This is a genomic window from Candidatus Latescibacterota bacterium, assembly GCA_019038625.1.
Lineage (GTDB): Bacteria > Krumholzibacteriota > Krumholzibacteriia > Krumholzibacteriales > Krumholzibacteriaceae > JAGLYV01.
Genome location: JAHOYU010000258.1, coordinates 1 through 9153, shown reverse-complemented (window position 1 = coordinate 9153; position 9153 = coordinate 1). Strand labels below are relative to the sequence as shown.

The following is a 9153-nucleotide window of genomic DNA, read 5'->3' as shown; positions in this document are numbered from 1 at the left end:
TGTCTGTACAGGGCAGGTCTCGATACTCCAATATTTTCACTTACAGTCCTGACTGTAACATTATCTACGCCTTCTTCTATGACGATCCGGGTCACTTCCTCGACCAGTGCCGCCTTGAGATTTCCATGATGATAGCTCTTTTTATTATTTTTCATCGTTTTTCAATAAAATCGCTGGATTATTGCCCGAAAAGCTGACTTATTATGTTGACACGGTTAACATTCGAATATAATCTTATGTTAACATGGTTAACATAAGGCGCAAAACAAAGGAATGTCAATGATAAATATGCCTGAACTGCGAATTGATGACCTGACCGCGAAGATTCCGGTCGTCCAGGGTGGTATGGGTGTAGGCATTTCTCTGTCAGGGCTGGCCGGGGCCGTCGCGAAAGAGGGCGGGATCGGCACCATCGCCACCGCCGGGATCGGCAGGCTGGAACCCAACTTCATTGAGGACGTCTCGGCATCAAACAACAGGGCACTGGCGAAAGAGATCAAAAGAGCCAAGGAAATATCGGGGGACGGCCTTGTAGGCGTTAATATCATGCTTGCCCTCAGCGATTATGGAGAATTGATCCTTACCGCCGAAAACAGTGGCGCAGACATTGCGTTCCTCAGCGCGGGACTGCCGCTGACAAGGCCTGGAAATGTCTCCATAGAGGAGCTCCAGAACTTCAGGATCAAGATGGTCCCAAAGATCTCATCGGCGAGAGCCGCAAAATTGATATTTACCTACTGGGCAAAAAACTTTAAATGCATCCCGGACGCGGTCGTCGTAGAGGGCCCAATGGCCGGTGGTCACATAGGGTTCAAAAAGCCCGACATCGACAATCCCGATTTTTCCATTCAGAAGCTCGTTCCCGCAGTGGTCGAGGCAATGATCCCTTTCCGTGATAAGTTCGGGAAAGATATCCCGGTGATCGCGGCTGGCGGCATCTATACGGGCAAAGATATCTTCGATGCCTTTGAAACTATGAATGCCTCCGGAGTGATGATGGGTACGAGATTTGTCGCTACCGATGAATGCGATGCCCACCCCAACTTCAAGCAGGCCTATGTAGAATGTAAAGAAGGAGAACTGCGGATCATCGACAGTCCCGTAGGACTGCCGGGACGCGCGATCCTGAACCAGTATATTTCCGATGTGGCTAATGGGATTAAAAAACCATACACATGTATGTACCAGTGCATCAGGAACTGCGACATCAAAAATGCCCGTTACTGCATAGCTCTGGCCCTCACAGACGCGGCGAAGGGACACATGCAGGATGGAGTGACATTCGCCGGCTCCAACGCATGGAGAGTCGACAGGATCATGGCTGTCAAGGAACTACTCGATGAACTGAAAGCAGAATACAGCGAGGTCGCGCTGGCGGAGACTACCTGATCCAGGACATCCATCAGGAACAATCTGGCTCTGTGATATCCCGGACAAGCCGGTCGAGACTGTCGAAGTGTGTTCCCTTCCAGTAGAGCTTTCCGCATGCACTGCACCTGAAATATTCCTCGCACCACGTCCTGACTTTCTCCGGAGCTTCGTTCATCGCCTCTTCCCTGTCAGCAGGCTCTATTAACCCGTTGCAGACCGTACAGCGTATAAAGGGGCGGACCTGTCCGCGAAGATCGAGACGATCGATGACTTCCCGGACCTGTACATTGGGATCGGTCGCCCGGACCCAGCATCCGTGCGTCACATCCCCGGACTTCAACATGGCAACATCCCTGGTAAGGATTATGCGGTGTTCAGAGATCGAGCGGGTGATTATCTCCCGGTCGTCCGCCTGGCTGTCGTACGCGCAGTCAAACCCCAGAAGCCTGAGCCTGCGGACGAGTTTTCCAAGATGGACATCGAGTATAAAACATGTTTCCCGCAGGGGTGTCGGCCTGAGTCGGACAATCGGAGTAATATCGAGAGCCTCGAATACAGGATAGACCGAAACTACATCACCGTCAGAAAGTCTATAGCTGAAATCGACCGACACGCCGTTTACGATTATAAGATCAACCTCGGGATGCGGCGCTCCGATTGCCTCTACGGCATCCTTGATCCCCGGCCTTCCACCAAAAGAATAATCGAAGGGTCGTTGCCGTCTCTGAGCGGGAAGAAAATCGTTCAGTTCCGCGTAGAATCGGAAGCTGGCACGATGCCTGGCCGGTTCCATGTCAGTGACCTTCTCCCCTGGCCATAGCCAGGGCGTGGGGAAGAATATCGACAAGAAGCCCGGCGCAGAACAAAGCGCCTTTTACAGAACCGGGCATGTTTACCACTATTGTCTTTCCGATCATCCCGGCTGTTCCCCTCGACAAAACGGCCGACTTCGTCTCACGAAAAGATTCGCCGCGCAGATATTCTCCTATCCCGGGAATGATCCTGTCACAGACCCGCTGAGTAGCTTCCGGAGTGACGTCGCGGGGTCCGAGGCCGGTCCCCCCTGTGGTGAGTATGATGTCGAAGGTCCCCGAAGCCCTGAGAACGTTTTCGATAGCAGGCCCGTCATCTGAAACGATCGACCTCTCCACGATGGTGTCTTCCATACCTTCCAGAAGGATCTTTTCCACGGCCGGCCCGGAAAGGTCCTCGTACTCTCCCCTGGAAGCCCTGTCAGATATCGTAAGAACCAGCACTTTCACTTGAGATCACCCCACCTTCAAGCACCCTTGCAAAGATGCCTCTCTTCGGCATCACACATTCGCCGGTCTTCGCCAGTATCTCGCAGCCCGCGTGGCAGTCCTTTCCGATCTGCGTCACTTCAAGCTTTACATCTCCAATAGAGAGGACGGTGCCCACCGGAAGTGACGGGAGATCGACTCCCTCAGTAGTGATATTTTCCGCAAAATCCCCGGGAGAGATCTCGGGTAACTTCGCCCGCATCGTATCGATGTCCTCTATGGCGAGAAGGGAGACCTGCCTGTGCCAGTCCCCCGCGTGAGCGTCATCCTTCATCCCCTGCCCGGCGATGACCCTTGCCTCATCGGCCGGTTTTTTCACGGTCCCCTTTTCGGCGGATATATTCACCGACAATACCCTGAATCTCTTTTTCACTTCTTTTCCTTCTTCTTGCTTACAAGCCTGATCTCGCAGACCGTCATGGATTTGTCCACAGCCTTGCACATATCATAGATGGTGAGCCCCGCGACCGCTACGGCTGTGAGCGCCTCCATCTCGACACCCGTCATCGCGGTAGTTACCACTGTCGCCTCGATATCGATCCTGTCCTGCCCAATATTGAAATCGACTCCGACTTTTGCTATCGGAAGTGGATGGCAGAGTGGGATCAGATCGGATGTCTTTTTTGCGGCCATTATCCCCGCTATCCGTGCGGTTGCCAGCGGGTCACCCTTCTTCAGCAGGCCCTCGCTGATCATGGCGACAGTCTCCTCCGACATCAGGATGGCCCCCGCAGCGACCGCCGTACGCTTTTCGATCTCCTTGCCGGAGATATCTACCATCTTCACTTCTCCGGTCTGACCAATATGTGAAAATCTCTTCATACTACCCTCCGATCTGATACATCGACCTGTTGCAGCAGGAGCTCCCCTCAAGAGGTTTCTCCCCGACGGACTTCAGTATCGATCCCTTTATATCGTCCATGTCTACCTTGATCTCGTTATTGGAGAACAGGCAGGGTTTGAGATAGCCGTCGGCCGTCAATCTCAGCCTGTCGCACCTGCTGCAGGGCATCGGCCTGTCGAACGAGTGGACCTGCCCGCTGTCGACCATCCTGTACAGGGAAAAATGTTTTATCGTCTGGAGCAACAGGCCATGCTCTCCGCAGAATGTCCTCATCGATTCGACTTCCTCCAGCGTAGTCGTATCGAATATGATCATGTTTATCTTCACAGGATCGAACCCTGCCCTCTTCGCCGCTTCGATTCCGTCAAATACTTCATCGATGTCACCACCCCTCGTGATCTCCGCAAATCGCTCTGAGTCGAGAGTGTCGAGAGAGATATTTATCCTGTCCAGCCCCATGTCCCTGAGCGTCAGGGCCAGGATAGGGCTGAGCATCGTACCGTTTGTCGTCATCGAAATATCGTTGTAGTACCCGGTGTTACTGATCATCCCCACGAGCCGTTCTATATTTCTCCTTACAAGCGGTTCGCCACCTGTGAGCCTGAGCTTCCTGAAGCCGAGTTCTCCGGCAGCGTCGGCTATCCTGACTATCTCCTCGAAAGTCAGGATCTCATCATGGCCCTTCAGCCTTATCCCATCTTCAGGCATGCAGTAGACGCAACGGTAATTACACCGGTCCGTCACCGATATTCTCAGGTAATCGATATTTCTTCCATGTCCATCTGTCGTCATAAGAGGATCACATCCACTTCTCCACCCTTTTCCAGGCAGCTCACTCCCGGCTCCATCGAGATGATGCCGTCGGCTCCCGCATAAGCATGGATATGCGCCGAGCCATGATACTCGACAGGGCGGACGGACCCGACATCATCCAGAATGACGGGGATATAAGACTTCCTTGCGGTCTTTTTCCTTCTGATCGGAACAGACAGCCTGGCTCTCACTTTTACGGGATCGTAGTCCATCCCCATCAACCGCGACGCGAACGGCCGCACAAGTATCTCGAAGAGTACAAAGGTCGACACGGGGTTGCCTGGCAGGCCAAAAATATATTTATCCTTTCCTCTTGCGAAAACAGTGGGCTTGCCTGGTTTGATGGCTACCTTACGAAAAAGAATATCGAAACCACTCTTCTGTATCACTCCGGGAACGTAATCGTAGTCTCCCATGGAGACGCCTCCGGACAATATCACGATGTCTGATGAAGCCGCGGCACTGTCGAGAACTTTGGCGATCTCTTCCGGAGAATCTCCCGCGATCCCCATATAATCGGCATCAAACCCGGAGATTTTCGCCTGGGCTACAAGCTGGTAACTGTTGCTGTTCCTGATCTGCGCACCCGACGGCTTTTCTCCAGGCTCCACCAGTTCACTGCCGGTAGCAATGATCCCGAGCCGTGGTTTTCTAAAGACCTTTATGCTCGTTCTGCCGACCGCGGCCAGCACCGCTATCTCCACCGGCCCGACCGACCTGCCGGAGAGAAGGACCGTATCCCCGGCCGAGACGTCTTCTGCCCTGTAACAGATATTTACCGCGTTGCTTTTTTCTTTGACTATCATCATCCCGCCGGACTCTTCCGTATCCTCCACCTTCACTACCACGTCCGCTCCTGCCGGGATAGCGGCACCTGTCATTATCTTCACACATTCGCCAGAGCCGATCTCAACCGTCGGGATCTCTCCGGCGGGAATCGTGGCAACGATCTTCATCCGGGTGGCAAGATCCGCCTTTCTACAGGCATACCCGTCCATCGCCGACTTGTCGAAGGGCGGCATATCCATATCGGAGATGATATCCATAGAAAGAACTCTGCCAACAGCATCCTCAATGGATATCTCCTCGCTTCCGAGCGGTGATGCAGAAGTCATGACTGCCTCGAAGGCCTCATCGAACGTGACCATCTCTTTCACAGGTTTATTCACCCCTGCCTGAACTCCTGCAACATCCGCGATCATCTCGACTTTATCCAGCGACAGGCCCAGCCTTCCAGACAGGGCAACAAGCCTGTCCATGCCGACCACCTCTCCCCTTACAAGGTCAGCGACCTTTCTGATCTCATCTGCACCCGGTTTCGGTTCACCACCGGGAAGATAGATAAGACAATCCGGCTCGAACTCCGCGGTGACGGCCCCACTCTCTATCACAAGAAAAGGCGCGTCATTGTACTTCTCCTGGATATCCCGAAATGGCGTGCCTTGAGGAAAGAAAATATTGTCCATATTCTTCTTTACCGTTCCGTGACCGATCTTGATATGAACGGCTCCCTTCACCATAGAACAGATACTCCCTGCCAGCCCTGTTTTTCCTACCTTCGAATGAGCACCGGCGATCACGATCGTCTTCATTACTTAAAACACCCCAGTTGACAGTTCGATATCCTGATATCGGACTCATTGCAGCACTCACCGATCTCTTTCAGAGACACGCCGTATTCACCGGCAAGCATAAATGCCTTGGGGCACGGCATTACTTTTTTCCCATCTCTCTCAATAGCACTTTCCCGGATCAATTCTGTCAGTTTCTCCCTGTCCATATCTGTCCTTCCCTGACACTCTTCGACACTATGCGTCTTGCCTGTTTTCGTCTATTTATTCCAGCAACCCGCGCAATTGTTCATCCCAGGCTCTCCCTAGGCATACCGAGACTTCGTTCCGGTATCTTTCCCAGGCTTCAAGCAGTTCAGCTCCGAACGGGGTCAGCCTCGTCGACCCGCCACCGGATCCACCTCTGGACCTCAGGACGATCTTTCTGCCGAGACCTTCTTCCGTCCTCCGGATATCGTCCCAGGCTTTCCTGTATCCCCTGCCCAGTTTGATCGAAGCTTTTCTCAATGAACCAAGTTCACTTATCGACTTGAGCAGAAGATACTTCCCGTCTCCGAAAAGGCCTTCCCTCTCATCTGTATTTATATACAGTTTCACTCCAGGTTCCATGATCGTTCTCCCGTTCGCTGGTCCCTTCACCGTGAAAGGCCCAGCCTTATTCACCCGGACTCTCAGCCGTTACTTACCCGTCGAGCACCTTTATCGCGCTGGCTTTTATCGAAGAAAATACCCTTGTACCTATCTCAAGCCTAAGTCTCTCCACTGATCGTGAAGTGACCGTAGCGGCAAGTTCCACACCAGCATCGATCAATATCTCGATTCCGCCACGGACAGGAGCAATGTCTACAATGACACCGGCGATCACATTTCGAGCGCTCGAGGATACCGGTTCGGTAGAGACTGTTATGTCCTCGGATCTGATCACCACGACCGCATCTCCGGCGTCCAGTGATGTCAGGATATCGAGCTTTATTCCATCCGATATGAAGACCGGCTCTGCTGCAGCGACATGTTCTGCTCCTGCAGAGAAGTCTCCTCCAGAGACATGGTCTCCTGGATCCGCAACTGTCTGTCTCTCGATCCTTCCCCTGAAAAAATTCCTTATCCCGACGAATCTTGCCACGAATTCGGAGCCGGGATCGCGAAATATCCTTTCGGGAGAATCGATCTGAACAATGCGGCCGCCCTCCATTATCCCGACTCGCGACGCGAGCGAAAGGGCCTCTTCATAGTCATGAGTAACATGTATTATCGTCATCTTCTTCCGGTTCAGTCTTCGGAGCAGTCCTCTCATCCTCGAACGTGCACCAGTGTCGAGTGAAGAGAGTGGCTCATCGAGCAGGAGGCAATCCGGTTCGGCACCGAGGGCTCTGGCCAGTGCCACTCTCTGGGCTTCACCGCCTGACAGGGTACCCGGCTTTCGTTCAAGGAGATGAGAAATCTCCATCTCCTCAGCAAGTTCCTCCACTCTTGCCTGCATTGCATTCTTTCCGGCCATTCTTCCATGCAGTCCATACGCTATATTTGCCCGTGCCGTCATATGCGGGAAGAGGGCCTGATCCTGGAAGACCAGGCCTATTCCTCTTTTCTGTACACTTTCTCCTGTAATATCTCTCCCGTTGAGGGTGATCCTGCCATCATCGGCCTCCATCATCCCGGCCAGTGTCTCGAGGAGTACAGTCTTGCCCGTACCTGAAGGACCGAGGAGGACAAAATATTCTCCTTCTGACACATCGAACGAAACATCATTCATCGAAAATGACCCGAAACTTTTCGATAATCCCTCAACCCTGAGCATCTCTCCTCCTCCCCGCTATCACCCTGAACGTGATGAAAAAGAGAAGACATATCGTAACGAAGAGGACCGAGACAGGCCGCGCGTATTTCAGGCCGAAGGCTCCGAACCTTTCATAGATCAACACCGGTGTGATCATCGGATGGTACGCGACGACAAGGACCGCGCCGAACTCGCTCATCCCGCGCGCCCACATCAGGATCAGACCGGACAGTATCGATCGCCAGGCGATCGGGACCGATATGGTAAAGAAGACTCTTACCGGGGAGGCGCCGAGATTGAGGGCTGCTTTTTCCAGCTGCCTGGGAACAGCGGCAAACCCGTCCCTTGCGGAGTTTACAAGGAAAGGAACACTGACGAAAGCCATCGCCGCCATTATCCCGGCGTAACCGCCGACAAACTCGAACCCCGCCTTTTCAGCGAGACGTGCCATGGGAGTCCCTCTCGCTATCACCCCCAGCAGAGCTATGCCAGCAGCTGAATGCGGTATCACTATCGGAAGATCGATTATCCCGTTTATCAATTGCTTCAGTGGAAAATCTTTCCTGGCCAGCAGCCAGGCGAGCGGTACAGAACCAAGAGCCATGATCAGGGTGGCTCCCATCGAAGTGAACAGGGTGACTCTGACGCTCCTCGAAACCTCCGGGTCGATGACTGATTCCGAGAGATCTCCAGGTGTAACGCTCAGAAACATCCCCGCAAGAGGCGCTATGATAAAGAGCAGGACAAGCCCACCCAGCGCCGCAAATACAAGATGCGTCATCTCACCGCGGAATATTCTCATAAGGATTCCCCTGTCACCATATCCATATTTCCCCAATTGCCAGCACGGCACTCCGGACTATTGATCTTCCGGTCTCTCCGGCAGGGCGAATTGTCGCAGGCTTTCCGGCAGAGCATCATAGGTGTCCGTATATGAAGGAACCACTGATGGCTGGCCGCATTCCCTCATCACAGCCATACCCAGGTCTCCGGCCAGCAGGTACTCGACAAACGAACGGGCGATCTCAGGATGAGGAGCGTTCAAAGGTATGGTCACACCGTATACCATCGGCGCGCCTTTTTTGACTATCCAGTACCCCGGCTTTATTCCGGATATCTTTACCGAGGCCTTTTCGTAGAACCCTGCCATTTCCAGATCTGCCAGATTGATCTCGGAGGGAAGGATAATAAAATCCAGCCCGTGCTGCTCAGCGACGGACCTGTATAGAAAGATATAATCAATCGTTCCTGATTCGAGCAGGGCGATCAGATCTGTCTCCTTCGGCCTTATGTGGCGTTTATCTTTTTCCAGAAGCCCTTCAGCCAGCCCATGGATACCATAATGCATCTCTGCCAGTCGCATAGTAAGTACAGCTCTGTATCCGCAGGGGTCGGAGTCCGGATCGGATCTGCCGAAAGCGACATTGTCCTCCATCAGTATCATGAACCAGTTGCCCGCGTCGATCTCATCGGACC

13 protein-coding genes are annotated in these 9153 nt (G+C 53.2%); 1 reads left to right on the top strand and 12 read right to left on the bottom strand.

The annotated features are described in order from the left end of the window. The coding region (locus tag KOO63_16285; protein MBU8923376.1) for a TetR/AcrR family transcriptional regulator at nt 1-155 on the bottom strand (155 nt) is incomplete at its 3' end. A gap of 133 nt (nt 156-288) precedes the next feature. On the opposite strand from KOO63_16285, the gene KOO63_16280 reads away from it, so the two are divergent. Continuing rightward, nucleotides 289-1389 (top strand): nitronate monooxygenase, encoded by a 1101-nt coding sequence (locus tag KOO63_16280; protein ID MBU8923375.1) that lies wholly within the window; start codon nt 289-291, stop codon nt 1387-1389. A 13-nt stretch (nt 1390-1402) separates the two neighbouring features. On the opposite strand, the gene KOO63_16275 is transcribed toward KOO63_16280, so the two are convergent. The 11 genes from KOO63_16275 to KOO63_16225 all read right to left on the bottom strand — a co-directional run. Next, entirely contained in the window at nt 1403-2164 is a 762-nt protein-coding gene (locus tag KOO63_16275; protein ID MBU8923374.1) for a Mut7-C ubiquitin/RNAse domain-containing protein, read from the bottom strand. Between the two features lies 1 nt (nt 2165). Next, nucleotides 2166-2633, bottom strand: coding sequence for a MogA/MoaB family molybdenum cofactor biosynthesis protein (locus KOO63_16270; protein ID MBU8923373.1), 468 nt, complete (start codon nt 2631-2633; stop codon nt 2166-2168). Further along, entirely contained in the window at nt 2605-3045 is a 441-nt protein-coding gene (locus KOO63_16265) for an MOSC domain-containing protein (protein ID MBU8923372.1), read from the bottom strand. Before KOO63_16265 ends, KOO63_16270 begins: the two co-directional genes overlap by 29 nt. Beyond that, the gene (gene moaC, locus KOO63_16260; GenBank protein MBU8923371.1) at nt 3042-3494 is read right to left on the bottom strand and encodes a cyclic pyranopterin monophosphate synthase MoaC; all 453 of its coding nucleotides are present in this window, start codon (nt 3492-3494) and stop codon (nt 3042-3044) included. Before moaC ends, KOO63_16265 begins: the two co-directional genes overlap by 4 nt. A gap of 1 nt (nt 3495) precedes the next feature. Further along, the gene (locus KOO63_16255; protein ID MBU8923370.1) at nt 3496-4308 is read right to left on the bottom strand and encodes a radical SAM protein; all 813 of its coding nucleotides are present in this window, start codon (nt 4306-4308) and stop codon (nt 3496-3498) included. Next, nucleotides 4305-5921: a molybdopterin molybdotransferase MoeA gene (locus tag KOO63_16250; protein ID MBU8923369.1), complete on the bottom strand. Its 1617-nt coding sequence runs from the start codon at nt 5919-5921 to the stop codon at nt 4305-4307. Before KOO63_16250 ends, KOO63_16255 begins: the two co-directional genes overlap by 4 nt. Then, nucleotides 5921-6109 carry a hypothetical protein gene (locus KOO63_16245; protein ID MBU8923368.1) on the bottom strand — a complete coding sequence of 63 codons (189 nt, stop codon included), beginning with the start codon at nt 6107-6109 and terminating at the stop codon, nt 5921-5923. The genes KOO63_16250 and KOO63_16245 overlap by 1 nt, the downstream gene beginning before the upstream one ends. Nucleotides 6110-6164: 55 nt before the next feature. Then, entirely contained in the window at nt 6165-6509 is a 345-nt protein-coding gene (locus tag KOO63_16240) for a LysR family transcriptional regulator (GenBank protein ID MBU8923367.1), read from the bottom strand. Nucleotides 6510-6582: 73 nt separating this feature from the next. Continuing rightward, nucleotides 6583-7698 (bottom strand): ABC transporter ATP-binding protein, encoded by a 1116-nt coding sequence (locus KOO63_16235; GenBank protein ID MBU8923366.1) that lies wholly within the window; start codon nt 7696-7698, stop codon nt 6583-6585. Then, a complete protein-coding gene (locus tag KOO63_16230; protein MBU8923365.1) occupies nt 7685-8479 on the bottom strand; it encodes an ABC transporter permease in 795 nt (264 codons plus the stop codon). The genes KOO63_16235 and KOO63_16230 overlap by 14 nt, the downstream gene beginning before the upstream one ends. A 57-nt stretch (nt 8480-8536) precedes the next feature. After that, the coding region (locus tag KOO63_16225; GenBank protein MBU8923364.1) for a substrate-binding domain-containing protein at nt 8537-9153 on the bottom strand (617 nt) is incomplete at its 5' end.